Here is a 23,379-nt window from a genome sequence, read left to right as displayed (position 1 = left end):
AAGGTCTTCCCCAAGGAGAACAAGGTCATCGTCGAGGGCGTGAACATCGTCAAGAAGCACACCCCGGCGAACCCGAACGGCCGCCGCAACGACGGCGGGATCATCGAGACCGAGGCGCCGATCCACGCGTCGAACGTCCAGCTCGTGGTGGGCGCCGGTAAGAATGCCCAGCTCACCCGCGTCGGTTACAAGCGGGTCGAGGTGACGAAGCGGCGTCCGGACGGCTCCCAGTACACCGCCGAGCGCAGCGTCCGCATCGCTCGCAAGACCGGGAAGGAGATCTGAGATGGCCGAGACCGCTGTCAAGGAACTGCCCCGCCTCAAGAAGAAGTACCGCGACGAGATCCGTGATGCGCTGAACGCCGAGTTCACCTACGCCAACGTCATGCAGATCCCCGGCCTGGTGAAGGTCGTGGTCAACATGGGTGTCGGCGAGGCTGCGCGTGACTCGAAGGTGATCGACGGCGCCATCCGCGACCTCACCGCCATCACCGGTCAGAAGCCGCAGGTGACCAAGGCCCGTAAGTCGATCGCCCAGTTCAAGCTGCGCGAGGGCATGCCGATCGGCTGCCACGTCACGCTGCGCGGCGACCGCATGTGGGAGTTCGCCGACCGGCTGCTCACCCTGGCGCTGCCGCGTATCCGCGACTTCCGCGGCCTCTCGGCGCACCAGTTCGACGGCCAGGGCAACTACACCTTCGGCCTCACCGAGCAGGTCATGTTCCACGAGATCGACCAGGACAAGATCGATCGCACCCGCGGCATGGACATCACGTTCGTGACGTCGGCCACGACGGACGCCGAGGGCCTCGCCCTGCTGCGTGCGCTCGGGTTCCCGTTCAAGGCGCCCGAGAACGACCCCAAGAAGGCCACCGTGCGCAAGCGTGCCTTCACGGGTTCCAAGAGCCAGATCAAGAAGCAGCTGAGCAGGAGGTGAACTGACCATGGCCAAGACTGGACTCAAGGTCAAGCAGAGCCGCACGCCCAAGTTCGCGGTCCGTGCGTACACCCGTTGCAACCGCTGCGGGCGTCCGAAGTCGGTCTACCGCAAGTTCGGGTTGTGCCGCATCTGCCTGCGTGAGCTCGCCCACCGCGGCGAACTCCCGGGCATCACGAAGTCGTCCTGGTAAGCACCGCGACGCCTTCGCTCGCCCCCGCGGAACGGAAAGCGCTCCGCTCGCGCGACAACTGAACAAGCCCCGGCGCCGACGCGCCGGACCGCGGGCCCTGACGGCCCGGGTGCACCGCCGGCGCGGTGCGGAGAAGAAACGAACGAGAAGGTCCCGGCCGGGTGTACCCGGCGGGAAACCGCTCGAGAAAGGGCAACCGCCCAGATGACCATGACCGATCCGATCGCAGACATGCTGACGCGTCTGCGGAACGCCAACCAGGCGTACCACGACTCCACGACCATGCCGCACAGCAAGATCAAGGCGGGCATCGCCGCGATCCTGCAGCAGCAGGGTTACATCACCGGCTTCGAGGTGCTCGAGCCGACCGAGGGCGAGGTCGCCAAGACCCTCAAGATCACCCTCAAGTACGGCCAGAACCGCGAGCGTTCGATCGCGGGCCTGCGCCGCATCAGCAAGCCCGGCCTCCGCGTTTACGCGAAGAGCACCGCGCTGCCCAAGGTCCTCGGCGGCCTCGGCATCGCGATCATCTCCACCAGCCAGGGCCTGCTGACCGACAAGGAAGCATCCATCAAGAGCGTCGGCGGGGAAGTCCTCGCCTACGTCTGGTGATCGAGAGGAGCTGAACACATGTCCCGAATCGGCAAGCTCCCCATCACGGTCCCCAGCGGTGTCGAGGTCAAGCTCGACGGCCAGCAGGTCGAGGTGAAGGGCCCCAAGGGCACCCTGAGCCTCACGGTGGCCGAGCCCATCAGCGTCGCCCGCAACGACGCCGGTGAGATCGAGGTGACCCGGCCGGACGACGAGCGCTCGAATCGCGCGCTCCACGGCCTCACGCGAACCCTCGTGAACAACATGGTCATCGGTGTCACCGAGGGCTACGAGAAGAAGCTCGAGATCGTCGGTGTCGGTTACCGCGTGATCTCCAAGGGCCCCCAGCAGCTCGAGTTCAACCTCGGCTTCAGCCACCCGGTCGTCATCAACGCTCCGGAGGGCATCACCTTCACGGTCGAGAAGCCGACCGCGTTCAGCGTGCAGGGCATCGACAAGCAGGTCGTTGGCGAAGTTGCCGCCAACATCCGCAAGCTCCGCAAGCCGGAGCCCTACAAGGGCAAGGGCGTTCGCTACGCCGGCGAGCGCGTGCGCCGCAAGGTCGGAAAGGCTGGTAAGTGACGATGGGCATCTCGTTGTCCCAGAACAAGGGCATGGCTGCCCGCACGAAGGCGCGCCTGCGCCGTCAGGCTCGCGGCCGGAAGAAGATCTTCGGCAGCCCGGAGCGTCCGCGCCTCGTCGTGACCCGCAGCGCCCGCCACATCGGCGCGCAGGTGATCGACGACACCCGCGGAGTGACCCTCGCGTCGGCGTCCACGATGGAGGCCGACCTGCGGGCGGCGTCCGGCGACAAGAGCGCCAAGGCCAAGCAGGTCGGCGTTCTCCTGGCCGAGCGTGCGAAGAAGGCGGGTGTGGAGAACGTCGTGTTCGACCGCGCCGGCCACCAGTACCACGGACGGATCGCCGCGCTGGCTGACGGTGCGCGCGAAGCCGGCCTCGGATTCTGATCGAAGCGGAAAGGAAATCTCATGGCGAACGAAAACGCCTCGAACCAGCGCGCGGGGCGCGCTGGCGGTGGCGAGCGTCGCGGACGCGAAGATCGTCGTGGCCGGGGCGACGCCCAGCAGGAGAAGAGCCAGTACCTGGAGCGCGTCGTGGCGATCAACCGCGTCGCGAAGGTCGTGCAGGGTGGCCGTCGGTTCAGCTTCACCGCGCTCGTCGTGGTGGGCGACGGTGACGGCACCGTGGGCGTCGGCTACGGCAAGGCCAAGGAGGTGCCCGCGGCGATCGCCAAGGGTGTCGAGGAGGCGAAGAAGAGCTTCTTCCGCGTCCCCCGCATCCAGGGCACCATCCCGCACCCCGTCCAGGGTGAGAAGGCGGCTGGCGTCGTGCTGCTCCGCCCGGCCTCGCCGGGTACCGGCGTGATCGCCGGCGGTTCGGCTCGCGCCGTCCTTGAGTGCGCCGGTATCTCCGACGTGCTCGCGAAGTCCCTCGGCAGCGCGAACGCGATCAACGTGGTGCACGCCACCGTGGCCGCGCTCCAGCAGTTGGAGGAGCCCGAGCAGGTGGCGCGTCGCCGCGGCCTGCCCGTCGAGGACGTCACCCCGGCCGCCCTGCTGCGGGCGCGCAAGGAGGGAGCTGCCTGATGGCCACGCTACGGGTGACCCAGATCAAGAGCGCGAACCGCGTGAAGAGGAACCAGGCCGAGACGTTGCGCACGCTCGGGCTGAAGAAGATCGGTGACGTTGTGGAGAAGGAAGACCTCCCGCAGTACCGCGGCATGGTCAACACCGTGATCCACCTCGTCTCCGTCGAGGAGGTTGACTGACATGGCGCTGAAGGCACACCACCTGCGCCCGGCCCCTGGGGCCAAGAGCGCGGCCAAGCGGGTCGGCCGCGGTGAGGGCGGCAAGGGCGGCAAGACCGCCGGTCGTGGCACCAAGGGCACCGGCGCGCGCAAGAACGTCTCCCCGGCGTTCGAGGGCGGCCAGATGCCGATGCACATGCGGCTGCCGAAGCTGCGGGGGTTCCAGAACCCGTTCCGCGTCGAGTACCAGGTCGTCAACGTGGGCAAGCTCGCTGAGCTCTTCCCCGAGGGCGGCACGGTGACCGTGGCCGATCTGGTCGAGGTCGGCGCAGTCCGCAAGGGCAAGCTCGTGAAGGTGCTCGGCTCGGGCGACGTGAGCGTGAAGCTCGACGTCCAGGTCAACGCGTTCACCAGCTCCGCGAAGGAGAAGATCGAGGCCGCGGGCGGCACCGCCACCCAGGTCTGAGCTCTCCCTGCTGAACACGAGGCGGCGGGTACCCGAACGGGGTGCCCGCCGCTGCGCGTGTCGGCCGCACGGTCGTCTCGGGCTAGGGTGTCCGGGTGATGCGTCGATTCGTCCGGTGGGGCTGGCACCCGGTGCGGGTCGCGCCGACGGCGTACGCGGCCGGCTGGCTCGTGGGGACGGGGCTGCTGATGTTGCCCATCTCGACCCAGCCGGGGCGCACCACAGGGTGGTGGGAGGCGTCCTTCACCTCGATGTCTGCGCTGTGCATCACCGGCCTCGCGATCGTGGACACTCCGACCCACTGGAGTTTCTTCGGTCAGGCAGTAATCCTGCTGCTGATTCAGGTGGGCGGCTTCGGCATCATGACCCTGTCGACGCTCATCATGGTGCAGCTCGTCGGGGGACGAGCCACGCTGTCGCAGTCGCTCATGGCGATCGGTGAGACGAAGGCACGCTCGTTCGGCGACCTCCGCGGCCTCCCCCTCCGCATTCTCGCGACCATGCTGGTCGCGGAAGCGTGCGTGGCCACCTGGTTGGTGGTCCGCTTCCGTATGTACACCGGATCGTGGGGCGAGGCGGCGTGGCAAGGGCTGTTCCACGCGGTGTCGGCGTTCAACAACGCCGGGTTCAGCCTCTATTCGACCAATCTGATCGGTTTCAACGCTGATCCGTGGATCATGATCCCGATCTGTGCAGCCGTCGTGCTCGGTGGCCTCGGGTTCCCCATCTACATCGAGCTCTTCCCCCGGGGGGGACGCCGTGTTCGCGGCTCGGCGGCCGGCCGCACCGTCACGACGGCATCGGTCTCCGAGTTGCTGCGTGGGGCCGAGACGCCGCGTCGTCGCCTCAGCGTCCACGCGCGACTCACCGTGACAGGCACGCTCCTCCTTCTGGCCCTCGGTTACGCGACGTTCGTCGCGTGGGAATGGACCAACCCCGGGACCCTCGGTCGGACCGACGTGACCGGCCGGCTGCTCGGCGCGCTCGGCGGCGCGGTCTTCCCCAGGACCGCGGGTTTCAACTCCATCGACTACGCGGCGGCAACTCCCCAGACGATCTTCGTCAACTACCTCCTCATGTTCATCGGGGGCGGCTCCGCCGGCACCGCCGGCGGTGTGAAGATCACGACGGTGTTCGTGCTCCTGGCCGCGGCCTGGGGTGAGTTGCGCGGCGAGACGCGGACGACGCTTGCCGGGAGAGCGGTCTCGGTCCCCGCCCAACGCCAGGCCTTCACGGTCATGGTGCTCGCGCTCGTCGTCGTGGCAGCGGGCGTTCTGGTGCTCCTCGGTACCAGTGGCGCCCCGCTCCCGCAGGCGATCTTCGAAGTGGTGTCGGCATTCGGCACCGTGGGCCTCTCCATGAACCTCACCCCGACCCTTCCTCCGGCTGCGTGGGCCACCCTGATGGCGCTCATGTACCTTGGACGAGTCGGGGTCCTGAGCGTCGTGACCGCACTCACGTTGCAGCAGAGACATCGCCACTACGCCTACCCTGAGGAGGACCCCCTTGTTGGATAGGTTGCTTCCCGGCGGTCGCAAAGTGGGGCCGGGCGCCATCATCGTCCTGGGGCTGGGGCGCTTCGGTTCGGCGGCTGCCCAGACGCTGGTCGACCTCGACATCGAGGTGCTGGGCGTCGACGCGAACCCTGCCCTCGTCGCGCGCTACGCCGAGGAACTCACCCACGTCGTGCAGGCAGACACCACCGACGTCGAGGCGCTGCGCCAGCTCGGTGCCGCGGACTTCGCGCGGGCCGTGGTGGCGATCGGTGACGTCGAGGCGTCCATCATCACCGTCCTCCACCTCGCCGAGGGCGGCGTCGGCGAGATCTGGGCTAAAGCCGTCTCGCGCACCCATGGTGAGATTCTCACGCGCGTCGGGGCCCACCACGTCGTCTACCCGGAGCGGTCGGCAGGGGAGCGCGTAGGCCACGCCCTCAGCGGCTTCATGGTGGACTACTTCGAGTTCGAAGACGGGTTCGCGATCGCACGCACGCAGGCGCCACGCGTGACGATCGGCGTCCCCCTTCGGGAGTCGATCGTCCGGACGCGCTACCGCGTGACGGTCGTCGGGCTGAAGCGCACCGGGGAGGAGTTCATCTATGCGGTTCCTGAGACGGTGCCCCTCGCCGGGGACGAACTCATTGTGTCGGGCCGTCGCGACGTGGTCGAAGACTTCTGTCGACTGAGATGACCCTGCACCCCGGACAGCGATGGCCCGCCTGGGGCCGGGCTCTGGTCGTCGCCGCCGTCTTGTGGTTCGTCGTGACGCTGGCCGCGATGAGCGCGGTGGTCGTCGGGCTCTACGGGGCGATGTTCGGTCCACCCGCAGACGACGACGGTTGCGGGGTGCGCCTTGGGGTGTCGTGCACGGACGTGCCGGCGGCCGACGTCGAGGCGGTGAGCGGCATGGACCTGCCGGAGGGCACCGTTGTCGAGTCGAGCACGTACACGGCTTTCCAGGACTGGTCGCTCGAGGCGACCTTCGTCGTCCCGCGCGGGCAGGTGGCCGCGTGGGCGGCGTCCGTCGACGAGTACACCGAGACCAACCCGGCCAGCTGCACCGGGCTGGAGGGCCGCGGCACCGATCGCCGTTGCGCCGAGGTCACGGGCGCCACGAACCCTTACCTGCGCTACGTGCGCGTCACCGCCGAAGACGGCTCCGTGGTGGTCGCCGTCCACGCCTTCACCACCTGAGGAGTCATGATGTGCGGACGCTTCGCCGCCTCGGCCAGCACCGAGGAGATTGTCGAGACCTTCGCGATCGACGAGGTCATCGATGCGCCGTCGCCCACGTGGAACGCAGCGCCGACCGACCCCGTCGCGGCCGTCGTCGAACGCATCGACAAGGCGTCCGACGCGGTCGTCCGCAAGCTCGTGACACCGCGCTGGGGGCTCGTGCCCTCGTGGTCGAAAGACGCCTCGGGTGGCGCACGCATGATCAACGCCCGATCAGAGACTGTTGCGACCAAGCCCGCGTTCGCGAAGGCGTTCGCCGCGCGCCGCTGCCTCATCCCCGCCGACGGCTTCTACGAGTGGGAGACCGCACCGGCGGCGTCCGGCTCGGGCAAGCCGGCCAAGCTGCCGTGGTTCGTGCGACCGGCCGGGGGAGGGCCGATGGTCATGGCCGGTATCTACGAGTTCTGGCGCGACCGCTCCCTCGGTCCGGACGCTCCGTGGCTCACCACCTGCTCGATCATCACGACGAGCGCGACGGACGCTCTCGGTCACCTGCACGACCGCATGCCCATGGTGATCCGGCCCGACGCCTGGGACGCCTGGCTCGACCCGCTCCTCACCGACGCGGCTGCCGCGCTCGTGCTGCTCAGCGTGGACGCCGGCGCCGACGTGACGGTGTACCGCGTCGGCACGGCGGTCAACGCGGTGCGCAACAACGGACCCGAACTGCTGGTGCCCGCAGGCTGAGGGTTGCCCGCTCGTCTTCCGGACCCCCGGGGCACCGATGTGGGGGTGGGGACCGATGATTGGTAGAGTCTGCAAGGTTGGGTGAGGTGCCCAACGAGGCACTCACAAAGAGGAACCGGATGCTCTCCGCTTTCGCCAACGCGCTCAGGACGCCCGACCTACGCCGGAAGATCCTGTTCACGCTCGGCATCCTGCTGGTCGCCCGTATCGGATCGGTCACCCCTGCGCCGAACGTGAACCTGGAGAACATCGACCAGTGTCGAGTCCAGGCAACCACCGGTGATGCCGCGGGTCTCTACTCGATGGTCAACCTCTTCTCCGGCGGCGCGCTGCTCAACCTCGCCATCTTCGCGCTCGGGATCATGCCGTACATCACGGCGTCCATCATCCTGCAGTTGCTGACCGTCGTGATCCCACGGCTCGAGGCGTTGAAGAAGGAGGGCGGAGCCGGGCAGCAGAAGATCACGCAGTACACGCGCTACCTGACGATCGTGCTCGCAGTCATGCAGTCGACAGCCTTCGTGACCATGGCCGTCACCGGCCAGCTGTTCCAGGGCTGCACCCTGCCCGTCATCTACGACACGTCGCTCTTCCCGATGATCGTGATGATCCTCACCATGACGGCGGGCACAGGCATCGTCATGTGGCTGGGCGAGCTGATCACTGAGCGCGGCGTGGGCAACGGCATGTCGGTCATGATCTTCACCCAGATCGCCGCCGCCTTCCCGGCCCAGATGTGGGGCATCGCGCTGAGCCGCGGCACCCAGGACGTCAACGGCGTCACGCTGCCGAACTCAGCCGGCTGGATGGCGTTCTTGGCCGTGCTGGCCATCGGCCTGGTCGTCATGCTCGGCGTCATCTTCGTCGAGCAGGCACAGCGCCGCATCCCGGTGCAGTACGCGAAGCGGATGGTCGGCCGTCGCCTCGTCGGTGGCAGCACGACCTACATCCCGATGAAGGTCAACCAGGCGGGCGTCATCCCCGTCATCTTCGCGAGCTCGATCCTGTATCTGCCGATCATGCTGAGCCAGTTCTTCCCCCAGTCCCCGATGTCCGCGTGGATCGGGGCGAACATGCTGCCCGGCCAGAGCCTCTGGTACAACGTGATCGAGTTCATCCTGATCATCGCGTTCGCCTACTTCTACGTCGCCATCACCTTCAACCCCGAAGAAGTGGCCGACAACATGAAGAAGTACGGCGGCTTCATCCCCGGCATCCGTGCCGGGAAGCCGACCGAGAAGTACCTGAGCCACGTGCTGAGCCGCCTCACCGCCCCCGGTTCGCTCTACCTCGCGCTCATCGCCATGATCCCGGCCCTCGCGTTCTTCGCGCTGGGCACCTCCGGCAAGTTCCCCTTCGGCGGTACGTCGATTCTCATCATCGTGGGCGTCGGATTGGATACCGTTAAGCAGATCCAGAGTCAGCTCCAGCAACGCAACTACGAAGGGTTCCTGCGATGAGGCTGTTGATCATGGGCCCGCCAGGGGCGGGCAAGGGGACGCAGGCCACGGCGGTTGCCCAGCGCTACGGCGTCCCGGCGATCTCGAGCGGCGACATCTTCCGTGACAACATCAAGCGGCACACGCCGCTGGGTGACCGAGTGGTCGAGATCATCGGCCGCGGCGACTTCGTGCCCGACGTGCTGACGACCTCGCTGATCTTCTCCCGGATCGCCGAGCCCGACTGCTGGAAGGGCTGGCTGCTCGACGGATACCCGCGCACCCTCGGCCAGGTCGAGGCGCTCGACATCATGATGGACGAGACGAAGACCAAGCTCGACGGCGTCATCGCGCTGAACGCAGACCCGGATGCTCTCGTGGCCCGCATGCTCAAGCGTGCGGAGCTGGAGGGCCGGGCCGACGACAACGAGGAGTCCATCCGTCATCGCATCGAAGTCTACCATGCCGAGACGGCCGACGTGGTCGCCGTCTACCGCGAGCGCGGCCTCGTCGTCGACGTGGACGCCGTGGGCACCGTCGACGCGGTGCGCGACCGGATCACGTCCGGCCTCGACGCGCTGTGATCGGACGCCGCGGCATCGAGATCAAGACCCCCGACCAGTTGCGTCTCATGCGCCGGGCGGGGCAGGTGGTCGCCGAAGTCCATCGCGCGCTCACGGACGCGGCCGCGCCGGGTGTCACCACACGCGACCTCGACGAGTTGGCCCGCGACGTCCTCGCCCGCCGCGGAGCGCAGTCGTCCTTCCTCGGCTACGGCGCCGGCTGGGGGTACCCGCCCTACCCGGCCGTCACCTGCATCTCGGTCAACGAGGAGATCGTCCACGGCATCCCCGGCGGCCGCGTGCTCGCTCACGGCGATCTCGTGAGCGTCGACTTCGGCGCCATCGTCGACGGATGGCACGGCGACGGCGCGGTCACGTTCGGGGTAGGTGACTTGGCGGCGGCCGACGCCCGCTTGTCGGAGGTCACGCGTGAGTCCCTGTGGGCCGGCATCGGGGCGGCCCGCCTCGGCGGCCGCATCGGCGACATCAGCGCCGCGGTCGAGGCGAGCGTCCGGGCGCACCCCGAGAACTACGGGCTGCTGCGCGAGTACAGCGGTCACGGCATCGGTTCGGCCATGCACCAGCCGCCCGACGTCCCCAACGAGGGCCGCGCCGGCAAGGGGCCGCGGATCGTGGAGGGCATGGCGCTGGCCATCGAGCCGATGGTGACGCGGGGTTCATCCGAGGGCGTCGTCCTGGACGACGAGTGGACCGTGGCCAGTTCCGACGGTTCCCGTGCCGCGCACTGGGAACACACGATCACGGTCACCCCGAAGGGTCTGTGGGTGCTCACGGCCCTCGACGGCGGTGAGTCGGAGCTCGTCGCCCGCGGCCTCCCCTTCGGTCCGCTGGCCGACTGACGCCGAGCCGGCGCCGGCGGCGTCCGAGTTGACACTGAACGACGACCGCGGCGGCCGAACCGGCGTGGCGACCCGAGCGGGGCTGCTACAAACGAAGGGTGCCGTCCGACCTTGAGATCGCCCAGTCCGCAACGCCGCGGCCCCTGCCCGAGATCGGTGAACGACTCGGCCTGACCGACTCAGACCTCGAACCCTACGGCCGCCACGCCGCCAAGGTGGAGCTGGAGGCTCTGGGGGCCCGGCGTCCGAGCGGCAAGTACGTGGTGGTCACGGCGATCACTCCGACGCCGTTGGGCGAAGGGAAGACCGCCACCGCGATCGGCCTGACCCAAGGGCTCGGACGCCTCGGGCTCAACGCCTCGGTGGCGTTGCGGCAGCCCTCGCTGGGGCCGGTGTTCGGCATCAAGGGTGGCGCTGCGGGGGCAGGGTACAGCCAGGTGCTGCCGATGGAGACGATGAACCTGCACCTGACGGGTGACTTCCACGCGGTGACGTCGGCCCACAATTTGCTGGCGGCGCTCGTCGACAACCACCTGCAGCAGGGGAATGTGCTCGGCGTCGACCCGCACTCGATCGCGTGGGGCCGCGTGCTCGACATGAACGACCGGGCGCTGCGGAACATCGTGATCGGACTGGGCGGGCGGCTCGACGGAGTGCCGCGGCAGTCGCGGTTCGACATCACGGCCAGTTCGGAGGTGATGACGATCCTGTCGCTGGCGACCTCGCTGGAGGACCTGCGCGCCCGCCTCGGCCGGGTCGTCATCGGGTTCACCCGCGACGGACGCCCCCTGACGGCGGACGACCTGGCGGCCGGCGGCGCGATGGGCGTGCTGCTGCGCGATGCGATCCGGCCGAACCTGCTCCAGACGCTCGAGGGCCAGCCGGCGCTGGTGCACGGCGGACCCTTCGGCAACATCGCGACGGGCAACAACTCGATCGTGGCCGACCACGTCGGGCTGTCGCGGTCGGATGTGGTCGTGACCGAGGCCGGCTTCGGCGCCGATCTCGGCTTCGAGCGCTTCGTCAACGTCAAGTGCCGCACGTCGGGGTTCGTCCCGGACGCCGCCGTGGTCGTGGTCACCGTGCGTGCCCTCAAGCTGCACTCCGGCAAACACCGGATCGTCGCGGGCAAGCCGCTGCCCGAGGCGATGCTGGCGGAGAACCCTGAGGAGGTGCGTGCCGGCCTGGCCAACCTGGGCCACCACCTCGACGTGGTGCGGGGCGCCGGGGTGCCGGCCGTCGTGGCGATCAACGCCTTCCCCGGCGATCACGGAAGCGAGCACCGCGTGATCGAGGAGTACGCCGCCGCCCGCGGCGTCCGGTGCGCGGTCGGCACCTTCGTGGCTGAGGGGGGAGCCGGTGCGACAGCGCTCGCAGAGGCGGTGCTGGCGGCGTGCGGGGACGGCACCGACCTGCGCTTCACCTACCCGCTGGAAGCGGGGATCCGGGCCAAGCTGACCGCGCTGGCCACCAAGGTGTACGGCGCCGACGGCATCGAGATCGCGCCGGAGGCCGCGCGGCAGCTGGCGCGTGCGGAAGAGCTCGGGTTCGGGGGTCTGCCGGTGCTGGTTGCGAAGACGCACCTCTCGACCACCGCCGACCCCAAGGCGCTGGGCGCCCCCGGCGGCTGGGTGTTGCCGATCCGCGAGGTGCGACTGGCCGCGGGGGCAGGCTACGTCTACGCCCTCGCCGGCACCATGCAGACCATGCCGGGACTGGGCGCCAACCCCGCCGCCACGCACATGGACCTCGCGCCCGACGGCCGGGTGGTGGGGCTGTTCTAGGGGCGTTCGGCGCAACCGGCGCCGCTTCGGCGGGAGGTCCGCCGTGGCGGAAGCAACTACAGTGAAGCCATGCCCGAACTGCCCAGGTCGTCGAAGTACGTGTCCACGCCGGACGCGCCGCTCGACGAGGCCGAGCGAAACCGCCTCATCGCCCGCCTCAACGAGGCGTACGGCGACGGCAAGGTGGCCGCCGACGCCTACCGCGCGCACCTCGACACCCTGTTCTCCGCGAGCCGGCTGGGGGAGGTCGCCGGCATCGTCGCCGAACTGCCCCCCCTGGCGACCCACGACACACCCGCCATCGTCCCCGTCGGATCCGGCCAGCCCGGCGAGCTGACGCCTTCGGGCGGTCCGCGTCCGTTCCCGGTGCTGATGACCGTCATGGTCGGGGCGGCCGCCGCGATGGCGCTCCTCGTCGTCGTGATCCTGGTGCTCCTCACCCTGCTGTGAGCCGAACGCCGCCGATTTGAGCGCGCTGTAGGGCTGGAGTAATATGGACTGTCGGTCACCTGTGTCCAGGTGACAACTGCGTCCGAACGACTTAGGAGATCATGGCCAAGAAGGAAGGCGCCCTCGAAATGGAGGGCACCGTCGTCGAGGCGCTGCCCAACGCGATGTTCCGGGTGGAACTCGGGAACGGGCACAAGGTTCTGGCGACCATCAGCGGCAAGATGCGGCAGCACTACATCCGCATCCTTCCCGCCGACCGAGTGGTCGTCGAGCTGTCCCCCTACGATCTCACGCGCGGCCGCATCGTCTACCGGCACAAGTAGTCGCGTTCACCCGAACGTCGATGTCCGTCCCCGTCCGAGCACGGCCACGCCGCGCCCGGACACAGCAGAGAAAGTAGCTCGATGAAGGTTCAGCCGAGCGTCAAGAAGATCTGCGACAAGTGCAAGGTCATCCGCCGGCACGGTCGCGTGATGGTGATCTGCGAGAACCCGCGCCACAAGCAGCGCCAGGGCTGACGCCCCTGGGGCGGGGCGGGGAGCGATCCCCACACCGCACAAGCGGTGACAACTGAATGAACCGAGCGTGAGCGGGAGCGAACACCAGCCCCCGCGGCGAGCGGTGACAGAGAACGTGACAGCAGCCCCAGCCGGGGCGGGCGCGTGAGCCCGCAAGCCAACCCGACTGGTTCCACCTCCGGACGAAGGCCGGGGCCCGCGCTCAGGCGCACGGGACGCGTCACGCCACACACCTTCGCCGGCCCGGACGGCCGGAGAGACGAAAGGAACGCCTGATGGCACGACTCATCGGAGTCGATCTCCCGCGCGAGAAGCGCACCGAGATCGGCCTCACCTACATCTTCGGCATCGGTCGCACCCGGGCCAAGGAGATCCTCGCCGCCACCGGAGTCAGCGGCGACGTCCGCGTGAAGGACCTGACCGACGAGCAACTCGTCGCGATGCGTGACTTCATCGAAGCCAACTACGAGACCGAGGGCGACCTGCGTCGCACGGTCGCCGCGGACATCCGCCGCAAGATCGAGATCGGCAGCTACCAGGGCCGCCGCCACCGCATGGGCCTGCCCGTGCGTGGCCAGCGCACGCGCACCAACGCGCGCACCCGCAAGGGCAGCAAGAAGGCTGTCGCCGTGAAGAAGAAGGCCCGCTGACGCGGCGCCTCGGGCTAAAGGAGAACTGACACATGGCTACCGCAGGCCGTACCAAGGCGCAGTCCGCCGCCGCGGCGAAGACGAAGGTCCGCCGCAAGGAGAAGAAGAACGTCACCGCCGGCCAGGCGCACATCAAGAGCACGTTCAACAACACCATCATCTCGATCACCGACGCCAACGGCGCCGTGATCAGCTGGGCGTCCGCCGGCACCGTCGGCTTCAAGGGCTCCCGCAAGTCGACGCCGTTCGCCGCCCAGATGGCCGCCGAGGCCGCCGGACGCCGCGCCATGGAGCACGGCATGAAGCGCGTGGACGTCTTCGTCAAGGGCCCGGGCTCGGGCCGCGAGACCGCGATCCGCAGCCTCGGCGCTCTGGGTCTGGAGATCGGTCCGATCTCCGACGTGACCCCGGTGCCGCACAACGGCTGCCGCCCGCCCAAGCGTCGTCGCGTCTGACCGAGCAGAAAGAGAAGGACTGATCAACCATGGCCCGTTACACCGGACCCATCACCAAGAAGTCCCGCCGGCTCGGCACCGACCTGGTGGGCAACGACAAGGCGTTCGAGCGTCGCGCGTACCCCCCGGGGCAGCACGGCCGCGGGCGCATCAAGGAGTCGGAGTACCTGCTCCAGCTCAAGGAGAAGCAGAAGGCCCGCTTCGCCTACGGCGTCCTCGAGAAGCAGTTCCGCCGCTACTACGAGGAGGCCGTGCGCAAGCCCGGCAAGACCGGTGAGGTGCTGCTGCAGATCCTCGAGAGCCGTCTCGACAACGTGATCTACCGCGCCGGCTTCGCGTCGACCCGCCGCCAGGCGCGTCAGCTCGTCGTCCACGGCCACTTCCTGGTCAACGGCAAGAAGGTCAACATCCCGAGCTACCGCGTGTCGGCTTACGACATCATCGATGTCAAGCCGAAGTCGATCAACGCGGATCCGTTCGTGATCGCCCGCGAGCTGCACCACGAGCGCGTCGTCCCGGCGTGGCTCACCGTGCGCCCGAACCGCATGCGGATCCTCGTGCACCAACTGCCGACCCGCGACCAGATCACGATCGACGTTTCCGAACAGCTGATCGTCGAGCTCTACTCCAAGTGAGCGAGGAGTCCGGGGCGGCCGGTCCATCGGCCGCCCCGGACGCCTGCCCGCGCAGATCCCCATCGGGTCCGGCACCGTGCCGGGCCCTCTGGACGCCGTCAAATAGTGGGCGGTGGAAAGGAAGAAACACATGCTGATCGCACAGCGCCCCGCGCTGACCGAGGAGGTCGTGGACGACTTCCGCTCCCGGTTCGTCATCGAGCCGCTGGAGCCGGGATTCGGCTACACCCTCGGCAACTCGATGCGCCGCACGCTGCTGTCGTCCATCCCGGGCGCAGCCGTGACGAGCATCAAGATCGAGGGCAACGCCCACGAGTTCTCCACCCTTCCGGGTGTGGTCGAGGACGTGACGGAGATCATCCTGAACGTCAAGGAGCTCGTGCTTTCGTCCGAGGAGGACGAGCCCGTGGTGATGTACCTGCGGAAGGCCGGCGCCGGCGCTGTCACCGCCGCCGACATCGCCCCGCCTGCCGGCGTCGAGATCCACAACCCTGAGCTGCACATCGCCACCCTCGGCGAGAACGGCAAGATCGACATGGAACTGGTCGTCGAGCGTGGCCGCGGCTACGTGTCCGCCGCGCAGAACAAGGGCGTCGACTCCGAGATCGGCCGCATCCCGGTCGACTCGATCTACAGCCCCGTCCTCAAGGTGACCTACAAGGTCGAGGCGACCCGTGTCGAGCAGCGCACCGACTTCGACCGCCTCATCATCGACGTCGAGACCAAGCCGGCCATCACCCCGCGGGACGCCGTCGCGTCCGCCGGCCGCACCCTCGTGGAGCTCTTCGGCCTCGCCCGGGAACTCAACGTGGACGCCGAGGGCATCGAGATCGGCCCGTCCCCGGTCGACGAGCAGCTGGCCGCCGACCTCGCCCTGCCGGTCGAGGAGCTGAAGCTCACGATGCGCAGCTACAACTGCCTCAAGCGCGAGGGCATCCACACGGTGTCCGAGCTCGTGTCCCGCTCCGAGCAGGACCTGCTCGACATCCGCAACTTCGGCAGCAAGTCCATCGAGGAGGTCAAGCTCCGTCTCCACGAGATGGGCCTCTCCCTGAAGGACAGCGCCCCCGGCTTCGACCCGCTCGCCGCGCTCGGCAGCTACGACGAGGTCGAGTACGCCGACGACGATACCGACCAGTACTGACACCGCGAGGAGAACCGAATCATGCCCAAGCCCACCAAGGGTCCCCGTCTGGGCGGGAGCCCGTCCCACGAGCGGATCATCCTGGCCAACCTCGCCAGTCAGCTGTTCGAGCACGGCAAGATCACCACGACCGAGACGAAGGCCAAGCGCGTCCGTCCGCTCGCCGAGAAGCTCATCACCAAGGCCAAGCGCGGTGACCTGCACAGCCGTCGCGTCGTGCTGAAGACGATCACCGACAAGGGCGTCGTGCACGTCCTGTTCACCGAGATCGCGCCGAAGGTCGCCGACCGTCCGGGGGGCTACACCCGCATCACGAAGATCGGCAACCGTCAGGGCGACAACGCGCCCATGGCGGTCATCGAGATCGTGACCGAGTCGGTTGAGGACTCCCGCAAGGCGAAGGCCAAGGCCAAGCCGGCGGCGTCCAAGAGCGAGCCGAAGAAGCCTGCGAAGGCGCCGAAGGCCGCCCGGGCGGAGAAGGCCACCAAGGCGGAGGAACCGGTCGAGGCTCCCGCCGCCGAGGTCGCCGAGGAGGAGAAGGCCGAGGCCTGAGCCGCCCTCCACCAGCGCGAACGCCCGGTCCCGCAAGGGATCGGGCGTTTCTCATCCGGACGCCGCCCGTCCGGTCCGCAACGGGTGCACCATGGTGCGCATGCCTGAACCATCAGACGCCGAAGGGCAACACCCGGCTGGGTTCGCCATGCCGGTGATCCCGCCCGAGCCGGAGGACAACCGGCACGGGCCCCTGGCCCCCTTGGCGCTCGCGGCGCTCGGCGTCGTGTTCGGCGACATCGGCACCAGCCCGCTCTACGCGCTGCAGACGGTGTTCAGCGCCGACCACAACGCCGTGGCGCCCGACGCGCCCGACGTCTACGGCATCTTGTCGCTCGTCTTCTGGTCGGTGACGCTCGTCGTGTCGGTCAAGTACGTGGCGTTCGTCATGCGGGCCGACAACGACGGGGAGGGCGGCATCCTTGCCCTGGTCGCCCTGCTGCGCCACACCATGGCGAACAAGCCGCGCCGGCTCGCCGTCGCGACCCTGCTGGGCATCACCGGTGCGGCCCTGTTCTACGGCGACAGCGTCATCACGCCGGCCATCTCGGTGATGTCGGCCATCGAGGGGCTGGCCCTGGTGAACCCGGACGCCGAGGAACTCGTGGTCCCGGCGTCCATCGCCGTGCTCACCGTCTTGTTCGCCGCGCAACGGTGGGGGACGGAGAAGGTCGGCCGCGCCTTCGGCCCCGTCATGGTGGTGTGGTTCGGCGTGCTGGGCGTGCTCGGGCTGCCGGCCATCGTCGCGCATCCGACGATCGTCCAGGCCTTCCTGCCCTGGTATGCGGTGGAGTTCATCGTGGAGCGCCCGTTCATCGCGTTCATCGCGATGGGGGCCATCGTCCTGACCATCACCGGCGCCGAGGCGCTGTACGCCGACATGGGTCACTTCGGCGCGCGCCCCATCCGGCTGTCGTGGTTCTTCGTCGTCTTCCCGTGCCTCATGCTCAACTACCTCGGCCAAGGCGCCACGATCATCAACGACCCCTCGACGATCGACAGCCCGTTCTTCCACCTGGCCCCCAGCTGGGCGCGGTTGCCGCTCGTGATCCTGGCCACGCTGGCCACGGTCATCGCGTCGCAGGCCGTCATCTCGGGGGCGTTCTCGGTGTCGCAGCAGGCGACGCGACTGGGCTTCCTGCCCCGCCTGCACGTGAAGCACACCTCGGAGGTCGAGGGCGGCCAGATCTACATCGGCTCCATCAACTGGATGCTCTACGTGGGCGTCGTCGTGCTGGTGCTGGCCTTCGGCAGTTCGGTGCACCTCGCCAACGCCTACGGCCTGGCCGTCACCGGCACGCTCATCCTCACCACGGCGCTGTTCCTGCTGCTGGCCAAGGAGGTGTGGGGCTGGCCGCTGTGGCGGCTGGTGGCCATCGCCGTCGTCATCGGTGGGCTCGAGATGATCTACTTCGCGGCGAACGTGATCAAGATCCCCTCAGGCGGGTGGCTGCCGCTGCTCATCGGGGCGACGCTTCTGCTCGTGATGACGACGTGGCGCGACGGCTCGGCCGAGGTGGCGCGCCGGCGGGCCGTGCTCGAGGGCCCCCTGGAAGACTTCATCGCCGAGATCACCGCCTCGGGCATCCCGCGCGTGCCCGGCGTCTCGGTCTACCCGCACCCCGATCGCCAGACCGTGCCGCTCGCACTGAAGGAGAACGTCGACTACAACCAGGTTCTCCACGAGACGATCGTCATCGTCAGCATCGTCAACGAGCCGGTTCCGCACATCCGGCACATCGATCGGGCGCGCGCCAACGACCTCGGCTCGGCCGACGACGGAATCGTGTACCTCGAGTACCACGTCGGCTTCAATGACACCCAGGACGTGCCGCGCGCCGTCTACTGGGGCTCCGGGCTCGTTCCCGAACTCCTCCTCGACCCCGACGAGGCCCGCTACTTCCTGTCGGTGGTGCGGTTGCAGCACGACGGGCCATGGCGCCCGTGGGAATGGCGCCGCAGGTTGTTCATGGCCCTCAACAGCGTCGCGGCCCGTCGCACGGGCATCTTCCATCTGCCGCCCGACCGGACGGTCGTCATCGGCTCCCAGATGGAGTTCTGACCGGGGATGTCGCAGACGGACGCCGGCCCCGCGCGAAACAACGCGCGGGGCCGGCGTCCGGAGTGGTGGCGGCGGATCAGGCCGCGTGGCGGCATCCCCACGGCTGCAGGCCGCGCTGGGCGTAGAGGCGGTTCGCCACGGTGATCTGCTCGGCGCGCGAAGCCTGGTGCGGGTAGGCCGCGAAGTCCGTGCCACCGACCGAACGCCACGTGCCGAGATTGAACTGCAGGCCGCCGTAGTACCCGTTGCCGGTGTTGATCGACCAGTTGCCGCCCGACTCGCACTTGGCGATGCGGTCCCACATCGCCGCACGAGACAGGTCGAGGCCGGCGCCAGAGGACGAGCTGTCCGACGAAGAGCTGTCGGACGAAGAGCTGTCCGACCAAGAGCTGCTGGAGGAGGAGCTGCTGGAGGACGAGCTGCTGCTCGAGGAGGACGAGTTGGACGACCTGGTCGAGGGCCGCTCGGACGAACGCGAGGTCACCTGGACCGGAGCCTTCGTGCCGACGAGGACGACCTTGTTGACGGGTTCGCGGGTCACTTCCTCGCTGGCCACATTGATGCTCTCGACGGTGCCGCCGACAGTGGTGGTCACCATCGTCTCGACCTTCTCGCCGTTGACGCCGGCGGTCTTGACCTTCGTCTGCCCCTTCTCGAGCGTCGGATCGTTGACCTGCGTGGTGGAGAACTCCAGCGTGGTGGTCCTGGTCCACGTGGTCTGGCGGACGGACTGAACGGTGACCGTGTCACCCTCGGAGAGGGTGGAGCCCAGATCGGGGGACACCCGGTCGTTCGCGTTCAGGGTGACGTTGGCGGCGACCAGGGCGGACGCAACCGAGAGGTTCTGGACCTCGACATCGCTCGTGGCGCCGTTGGCGGTCACGTGGACGGAGTAGGTCTCGGCGGCAGCAGGGGTGGCGACCGTGACGGGGGCGGGGGCCGTGACCTGACCGGGGTTCAGGGCGAGGGCGGTGCCACCGCCCACGAGGACGACGGCGCTCGTCGCCACGGCAATCAGCTTGTTCGAGATCGGCACTTCAACTTCTCCTGAGGTACGTGAGAGAAAACTCAACTCCTCCAGATTGCGCCGATCCTTAAGGAATCACAACTCAATTCTCAGGTTTCCGTCAGGTTGCCACGTCCGGCCCGGGGCGGCTCCCTGCGTGCGACGGTTGGGAACCACCCCTGTGTGACAGTTGGGGCTCACGTTTGGGGCGCTGCAACGCCCCAAGCGTGAGCCCCAACTGCCACACAGGGGATCGGGCGACCCGCCCGTGCGGGACCCGCAGGGATGTGGGTCAGTACGCGATCTGCGCCGCGCGGGCGGCGTCGAGGCGCTTGGCCACGTCGGCCCAGTTGACGACGTTCCACCACGCCTTCACGTAGTCGCCCTTCACGTTCTTGTACTGCAGGTAGAACGCGTGCTCCCACATGTCGAGTTGCAGAATGGGCAGCTGGCCGACGGGCAGGTTGCCCTGCTGGTCGAAGAGCTGGTTGATGTTGAGCCGCTGGCCGAGGGTGTCCCACACGAGCATCGACCAGCCGGAGCCCTGGATGCCGTTCGCCACCTCGTTGAACTGCTTCTGGAAGCCCTCGAAGCCCCCGAAGAACTCCTCGATCGCCGCGGCGAGGTCGCCGTCGGGCTCGCCGCCGCCTTCCGGCGACATGTTCTTCCAGAACACCGAGTGGTTCACGTGGCCGCCCAGGTGGAAGGCCAGGTCCTTCTCGAGCTTGTTGATCGCCCCGAACTCGCCCTTCTCGCGTGCCTCGGCCAGCTTCTCGAGGGCGGTGTTGGCGCCGGTCACGTAGGCCTGGTGGTGCTTGCTGTGGTGCAGCTCCATGATCTGGGCCGAGATGTGCGGCTCCAGTGCGCCGTAGTCGTAGTCGAGGTCAGGAAGGGTGTACGCCATGGGATTTCGTCCTCTCGCTGGGTTGGCATCCGTGACAACTGCTCAGGTGGGAAGCCTATTCCCCAGGCGCAAGCAGCACCACGCGGACGCCCCCTCAGCCAGTCGCCGACGCCGGCCGGACCGGGACGACGGCCGGGCCGCTCGGCCGGTCGAGCACCTCGACGCGCGCCCCGTACGTGTCGCTGAGCAGCGACAGCCGCAGGACGGCCCGCGGGTCGCCGTCGTGGACGAGCCGCCCACGGTCCAGCAGGACCATCCGGTCGGCGTACTGGGCGGCGAGCGTCAGGTCGTGCATCGCGGCCAGCACGGTGAGGCCGCGCTCGCGCCGCTGCGCGTCCACCAGGTCGAGGACGGTCTGCTGGTGGCCGATGTCGAGCGCGCTCGTGGGCTCGTCGAGCAGCAGCAGACGTGGCTCTTGGCACAGCGCCCGCGCGAGCATCGCGCGCTGCAACTCGCCACCCGAAAGTCGATCGGCGGCCCGGCCGGCGAGCGGGGCCAGCTGGAGGCGGGCGAGCTCCCGGTCGACCACCGCCCGGTCGTGCTTCGTCTCCGTCCCGAACTGCCGCAGGAACGGCGTCCGGCCGAGCGCCACGAGCTCGCGCACCGTCATGCCCGGCGGCACCACCGGCTGCTGCGCCATCAGCGCCACGCGACCCGCCAGCTGTCGGCGGGAGAGGCGGCGGGGATCGGCGCCGTCGAGGCGGAGGTGACCCGTGACCGGGACGAGCCCGGTGACGCCGTGCAGCAGGGAGGTCTTGCCGGCTCCATTCGGCCCGACGACGGCGACCCAGGAGCCGGCGGACACCGCGAGATCGAGGTCGCGGATGGCCTCGACCGGCCCGCGCCGGACGCCGAGGCCGCGGCACTCCAACAGGCTCATGAGATGGCCCGGTTCCGACGCAGGACAACCAGGAAGAACGGCGCACCGACGAGTGCGGTCACGACGCCGATGGGCAGTTCGGCGGGGGCCACGACCATGCGCGCGGCCGTGTCGGTGAGCACGAGGAAGGCGGCACCGAGCAGCATCGACAAGGGCAGCAAAGCGCGGTGCGACGTGCCGAACACGAGCCGGACGGCGTGGGGCACCACGATGCCGACGAAACCGATGAGGCCGCTGACGGCGACCACCGCTGTGGTGCCGAGCGTGGCGGCGAGGACCAACAGGAGGCGCACCCGGGGCACGTCGACGCCGAGGCTGGCCGCTTCGACATCACCGACGGCCAACACGTCGAGCGTGCGCCGGTGCAGCAGGACCACGGCCCAGCTGAGCGCCACATAGGGGAGGATCATGACGATGTCCGACCAGCCGTTGGTGCTCAGCCGGCCGAGCATCCAGCTGTAGACGGCCTGGAGGGAGTCGTCGAAGAACTGCTGCACGAAGGTCTGGATGGCGCTGAAGAACGCGGCCACGGCGACGCCAGCGAGGACGATGACGGTGGCGCTGCGGTGCCCGCCGACCGTCGCGCCCAGCGCGTACGTGGCGGCGACGGCGGCCAGGCCGCCCGCGAAGGCGAGCAGTGGCACCCCGAAGGCGCCGATGCTGCCGCCCTGGGTGAGGGCGATCGTGGCCCCGAGCCCCGCCCCCGCCGACACCCCGAGCAGGTACGGGTCGGCCAACGGGTTACGGAAGACGCCCTGGTAGGTGGCGCCGGCCACCGCGAGCGTGGCGCCCACGAGGACGCCCAACACCACGCGCGGCAGCCGGATCTGCAACAGGATGGCTTGCTGGGTGGCCGACAGGCCCGAGTCGAGGTTCACGCCGGGCAGGCTGCCGGCCAGTTCGGTGAGGATCGCTCCCGGAGTGAGGCCGGCCGGGCCGGTCACGACGCCGACGAGGACGGCGACACCGAGCACGACCCCGGCCAACACCCAGCTGCCGTGACGGCCGAGGCCGCGCCGGCGTGGCTGGGTGCCCGCGACGGCCGGGATCGGCTCGACGCGGGTGGCCTGGGTCGTGTCGGCGGTGCTCACGCGTTCGCCTTCTCCACGGTCGCGACGTGCTGGGCGACGCTCTGGGCGAAGTCCGCGACACGCGGCCCCCAGCGGCTGGCGACGTCCTCGTCGAGGACGGTGACGTTCCCGGACGTGACGGCCTTCAGCCCGGACCAGCCGGCGCGTTGCCCGACCGTCTCGGGGGTGACACCGCAGCACTGCCCGTCCGCCAGGAAGATGAGGTCCGGGTCGGCCTGCACCACGTACTCCTCCGACAACTGCGGGTACAGGTCCGCCGAGCCGGCGGCGTCCGCGATGCTCGTCAAGCCGAACAGGCCGTAGATCTCGCCGATGAACGTCTTGCCGCTGACGGTGTAGAGGGTCGGGTCGAGTTCGTGGAAGTAGGTGAGCCCCTTGGCGCCCGGGGCGCTGGCGACCGCGGCGTCGATCGCAGCGCTCATCTGGGCGGCGACGGCCTTCGCGTCGGCGAGGTGCCCGGTGGCCGTGCCGAGCCGCTCGATCTGACCGTATGCCTCGGTCAGCGTCTGGGCCGACGGGAGGACCAGCGTCGGGACGCCGGCCTTGGCGAGGCTGGCGACCAGGTCGGCGTCGGCGGTCGAGGTGACCACGAGGTCGGGCTCGTAGCCGAGGATCGCCTCGATGTTGGGCGTATAGCCGGACAGGTCGGTCCGCGGCGCGTCCGCCGGGTAGTCCGACTGGTCGTCGACGGCCTTCACCTGCGACCCGGCGCCGATGGCGAACAGGGTCTCGGTGGCCGTCGGGCTGAGCGAGACGATCGCCGCGGGCGACGTCTCGATCGTCACCGTCTCGGTGCTGTCGGCCGTGCCGGTGACGACGTCGACCGGGAAGCTCCCGGCCGACGCGGCCGGGGTGCCTTGGCCGGCGCTCGCCGCCGGGGCAGTGGACGCCGTCGGTGCGCCGCACGCGGACAGCAGCAGCGCGAGCAGGACGCCGAGCGAGGCGACGGTGACGGGAGTACGAGGGGTCTTGGGGGTCGTGCGGGGCTTGCCTTGCTGGATCACCAGCA

31 protein-coding genes are annotated in these 23,379 nt (G+C 68.9%); 26 read left to right on the top strand and 5 right to left on the bottom strand.

What is annotated here, in order from left to right; genetic code table 11:
- The 26 genes from rplX to Q1K57_RS08805 all read left to right on the top strand — a co-directional run.
- Nucleotides 1-285, top strand: a 285-nt coding sequence (rplX, locus tag Q1K57_RS08930) for a 50S ribosomal protein L24 (RefSeq protein ID WP_300081188.1), incomplete at its 5' end; no start/stop codon positions are given.
- Between the two features lies 1 nt (nucleotide 286).
- Nucleotides 287-937: a 50S ribosomal protein L5 gene (gene rplE, locus Q1K57_RS08925; protein WP_300081185.1), complete on the top strand. Its 651-nt coding sequence runs from the start codon at nucleotides 287-289 to the stop codon at nucleotides 935-937.
- A gap of 7 nt (nucleotides 938-944) precedes the next feature.
- Nucleotides 945-1,130: a type Z 30S ribosomal protein S14 gene (locus Q1K57_RS08920; RefSeq protein ID WP_300081182.1), complete on the top strand. Its 186-nt coding sequence runs from the start codon at nucleotides 945-947 to the stop codon at nucleotides 1,128-1,130.
- A 204-nt stretch (nucleotides 1,131-1,334) separates the two neighbouring features.
- Nucleotides 1,335-1,742 (top strand): 30S ribosomal protein S8, encoded by a 408-nt coding sequence (gene rpsH, locus Q1K57_RS08915; protein WP_300081179.1) that lies wholly within the window; start codon nucleotides 1,335-1,337, stop codon nucleotides 1,740-1,742.
- Between the two features lie 18 nt (nucleotides 1,743-1,760).
- Entirely contained in the window at nucleotides 1,761-2,303 is a 543-nt protein-coding gene (rplF, locus tag Q1K57_RS08910) for a 50S ribosomal protein L6 (RefSeq protein ID WP_300081176.1), read from the top strand.
- Between the two features lie 2 nt (nucleotides 2,304-2,305).
- Nucleotides 2,306-2,689, top strand: a complete 384-nt coding sequence (gene rplR / locus Q1K57_RS08905) for a 50S ribosomal protein L18 (RefSeq protein WP_300081194.1) — start codon at nucleotides 2,306-2,308, stop codon at nucleotides 2,687-2,689.
- Nucleotides 2,690-2,710: 21 nt separating this feature from the next.
- Nucleotides 2,711-3,328 carry a 30S ribosomal protein S5 gene (gene rpsE, locus Q1K57_RS08900; RefSeq protein WP_300081173.1) on the top strand — a complete coding sequence of 206 codons (618 nt, stop codon included), beginning with the start codon at nucleotides 2,711-2,713 and terminating at the stop codon, nucleotides 3,326-3,328.
- A complete protein-coding gene (gene rpmD / locus Q1K57_RS08895; RefSeq protein ID WP_300081170.1) occupies nucleotides 3,328-3,510 on the top strand; it encodes a 50S ribosomal protein L30 in 183 nt (60 codons plus the stop codon). Before rpsE ends, rpmD begins: the two co-directional genes overlap by 1 nt.
- 1 nt (nucleotide 3,511) lies before the next feature.
- Entirely contained in the window at nucleotides 3,512-3,955 is a 444-nt protein-coding gene (gene rplO / locus Q1K57_RS08890; RefSeq protein WP_300081167.1) for a 50S ribosomal protein L15, read from the top strand.
- 98 nt (nucleotides 3,956-4,053) lie between these two features.
- Entirely contained in the window at nucleotides 4,054-5,472 is a 1,419-nt protein-coding gene (locus Q1K57_RS08885) for a potassium transporter TrkG (RefSeq protein WP_300081164.1), read from the top strand.
- Nucleotides 5,462-6,145, top strand: a complete 684-nt coding sequence (locus Q1K57_RS08880) for a TrkA family potassium uptake protein (RefSeq protein ID WP_300081161.1) — start codon at nucleotides 5,462-5,464, stop codon at nucleotides 6,143-6,145. Before Q1K57_RS08885 ends, Q1K57_RS08880 begins: the two co-directional genes overlap by 11 nt.
- Nucleotides 6,142-6,648, top strand: a complete 507-nt coding sequence (locus Q1K57_RS08875; protein WP_300081158.1) for a hypothetical protein — start codon at nucleotides 6,142-6,144, stop codon at nucleotides 6,646-6,648. Before Q1K57_RS08880 ends, Q1K57_RS08875 begins: the two co-directional genes overlap by 4 nt.
- Before the next feature lie 9 nt (nucleotides 6,649-6,657).
- A complete protein-coding gene (locus tag Q1K57_RS08870; protein ID WP_300081155.1) occupies nucleotides 6,658-7,377 on the top strand; it encodes an SOS response-associated peptidase in 720 nt (239 codons plus the stop codon).
- Between the two features lie 119 nt (nucleotides 7,378-7,496).
- Entirely contained in the window at nucleotides 7,497-8,837 is a 1,341-nt protein-coding gene (secY, locus tag Q1K57_RS08865) for a preprotein translocase subunit SecY (protein ID WP_300081152.1), read from the top strand.
- Nucleotides 8,834-9,400 carry an adenylate kinase gene (locus Q1K57_RS08860; RefSeq protein ID WP_300081149.1) on the top strand — a complete coding sequence of 189 codons (567 nt, stop codon included), beginning with the start codon at nucleotides 8,834-8,836 and terminating at the stop codon, nucleotides 9,398-9,400. Before secY ends, Q1K57_RS08860 begins: the two co-directional genes overlap by 4 nt.
- Nucleotides 9,397-10,239, top strand: coding sequence for a type I methionyl aminopeptidase (map, locus tag Q1K57_RS08855; RefSeq protein ID WP_300081146.1), 843 nt, complete (start codon nucleotides 9,397-9,399; stop codon nucleotides 10,237-10,239). The genes Q1K57_RS08860 and map overlap by 4 nt, the downstream gene beginning before the upstream one ends.
- Nucleotides 10,240-10,337: 98 nt before the next feature.
- Entirely contained in the window at nucleotides 10,338-12,023 is a 1,686-nt protein-coding gene (locus Q1K57_RS08850; RefSeq protein ID WP_300081143.1) for a formate--tetrahydrofolate ligase, read from the top strand.
- 69 nt (nucleotides 12,024-12,092) lie between these two features.
- Nucleotides 12,093-12,473, top strand: a complete 381-nt coding sequence (locus Q1K57_RS08845; protein WP_300081140.1) for a DUF1707 domain-containing protein — start codon at nucleotides 12,093-12,095, stop codon at nucleotides 12,471-12,473.
- Between the two features lie 101 nt (nucleotides 12,474-12,574).
- Complete coding sequence (gene infA, locus Q1K57_RS08840; RefSeq protein WP_125172108.1) at nucleotides 12,575-12,796, top strand: translation initiation factor IF-1; 222 nt, start codon at nucleotides 12,575-12,577, stop codon at nucleotides 12,794-12,796.
- Nucleotides 12,797-12,877: 81 nt separating this feature from the next.
- Nucleotides 12,878-12,991 (top strand): 50S ribosomal protein L36, encoded by a 114-nt coding sequence (rpmJ, locus tag Q1K57_RS08835; RefSeq protein WP_020575560.1) that lies wholly within the window; start codon nucleotides 12,878-12,880, stop codon nucleotides 12,989-12,991.
- Between the two features lie 275 nt (nucleotides 12,992-13,266).
- Nucleotides 13,267-13,641 carry a 30S ribosomal protein S13 gene (rpsM, locus tag Q1K57_RS08830; RefSeq protein WP_300081134.1) on the top strand — a complete coding sequence of 125 codons (375 nt, stop codon included), beginning with the start codon at nucleotides 13,267-13,269 and terminating at the stop codon, nucleotides 13,639-13,641.
- Between the two features lie 32 nt (nucleotides 13,642-13,673).
- The gene (gene rpsK, locus Q1K57_RS08825) at nucleotides 13,674-14,096 is read left to right on the top strand and encodes a 30S ribosomal protein S11 (protein WP_300081131.1); all 423 of its coding nucleotides are present in this window, start codon (nucleotides 13,674-13,676) and stop codon (nucleotides 14,094-14,096) included.
- Nucleotides 14,097-14,125: 29 nt separating this feature from the next.
- The gene (gene rpsD / locus Q1K57_RS08820; protein ID WP_300081128.1) at nucleotides 14,126-14,731 is read left to right on the top strand and encodes a 30S ribosomal protein S4; all 606 of its coding nucleotides are present in this window, start codon (nucleotides 14,126-14,128) and stop codon (nucleotides 14,729-14,731) included.
- Between the two features lie 130 nt (nucleotides 14,732-14,861).
- Nucleotides 14,862-15,875 carry a DNA-directed RNA polymerase subunit alpha gene (locus tag Q1K57_RS08815; RefSeq protein ID WP_300081125.1) on the top strand — a complete coding sequence of 338 codons (1,014 nt, stop codon included), beginning with the start codon at nucleotides 14,862-14,864 and terminating at the stop codon, nucleotides 15,873-15,875.
- Nucleotides 15,876-15,896: 21 nt separating this feature from the next.
- Nucleotides 15,897-16,427, top strand: a complete 531-nt coding sequence (gene rplQ, locus Q1K57_RS08810; protein WP_300081123.1) for a 50S ribosomal protein L17 — start codon at nucleotides 15,897-15,899, stop codon at nucleotides 16,425-16,427.
- A gap of 193 nt (nucleotides 16,428-16,620) precedes the next feature.
- Nucleotides 16,621-18,489: a KUP/HAK/KT family potassium transporter gene (locus Q1K57_RS08805; protein ID WP_300081191.1), complete on the top strand. Its 1,869-nt coding sequence runs from the start codon at nucleotides 16,621-16,623 to the stop codon at nucleotides 18,487-18,489.
- 76 nt (nucleotides 18,490-18,565) lie between these two features.
- On the opposite strand, the gene Q1K57_RS08800 is transcribed toward Q1K57_RS08805, so the two are convergent.
- From Q1K57_RS08800 to Q1K57_RS08780, 5 genes are all read right to left on the bottom strand, one after another.
- Nucleotides 18,566-19,525 carry a resuscitation-promoting factor gene (locus tag Q1K57_RS08800; protein WP_300081120.1) on the bottom strand — a complete coding sequence of 320 codons (960 nt, stop codon included), beginning with the start codon at nucleotides 19,523-19,525 and terminating at the stop codon, nucleotides 18,566-18,568.
- Between the two features lie 262 nt (nucleotides 19,526-19,787).
- Nucleotides 19,788-20,399: a superoxide dismutase gene (locus tag Q1K57_RS08795; protein WP_300081118.1), complete on the bottom strand. Its 612-nt coding sequence runs from the start codon at nucleotides 20,397-20,399 to the stop codon at nucleotides 19,788-19,790.
- Between the two features lie 94 nt (nucleotides 20,400-20,493).
- On the bottom strand, nucleotides 20,494-21,279 hold the full coding sequence (locus tag Q1K57_RS08790) for an ABC transporter ATP-binding protein (RefSeq protein WP_300081115.1): 786 nt from the start codon (nucleotides 21,277-21,279) through the stop codon (nucleotides 20,494-20,496).
- Nucleotides 21,276-22,370 carry an iron ABC transporter permease gene (locus tag Q1K57_RS08785; RefSeq protein ID WP_300081112.1) on the bottom strand — a complete coding sequence of 365 codons (1,095 nt, stop codon included), beginning with the start codon at nucleotides 22,368-22,370 and terminating at the stop codon, nucleotides 21,276-21,278. Before Q1K57_RS08785 ends, Q1K57_RS08790 begins: the two co-directional genes overlap by 4 nt.
- On the bottom strand, nucleotides 22,367-23,374 hold the full coding sequence (locus Q1K57_RS08780) for an ABC transporter substrate-binding protein (protein ID WP_300081109.1): 1,008 nt from the start codon (nucleotides 23,372-23,374) through the stop codon (nucleotides 22,367-22,369). Before Q1K57_RS08780 ends, Q1K57_RS08785 begins: the two co-directional genes overlap by 4 nt.
- Nucleotides 23,375-23,379: the final 5 nt, after the last annotated feature.

The organism is Propioniciclava sp., from assembly GCF_029977985.1.
In the GTDB taxonomy this organism is placed as follows: Bacteria; Actinomycetota; Actinomycetes; order Propionibacteriales; family Propionibacteriaceae; genus Propioniciclava.
This window is presented reverse-complemented; position numbering and strand designations above follow the sequence as displayed.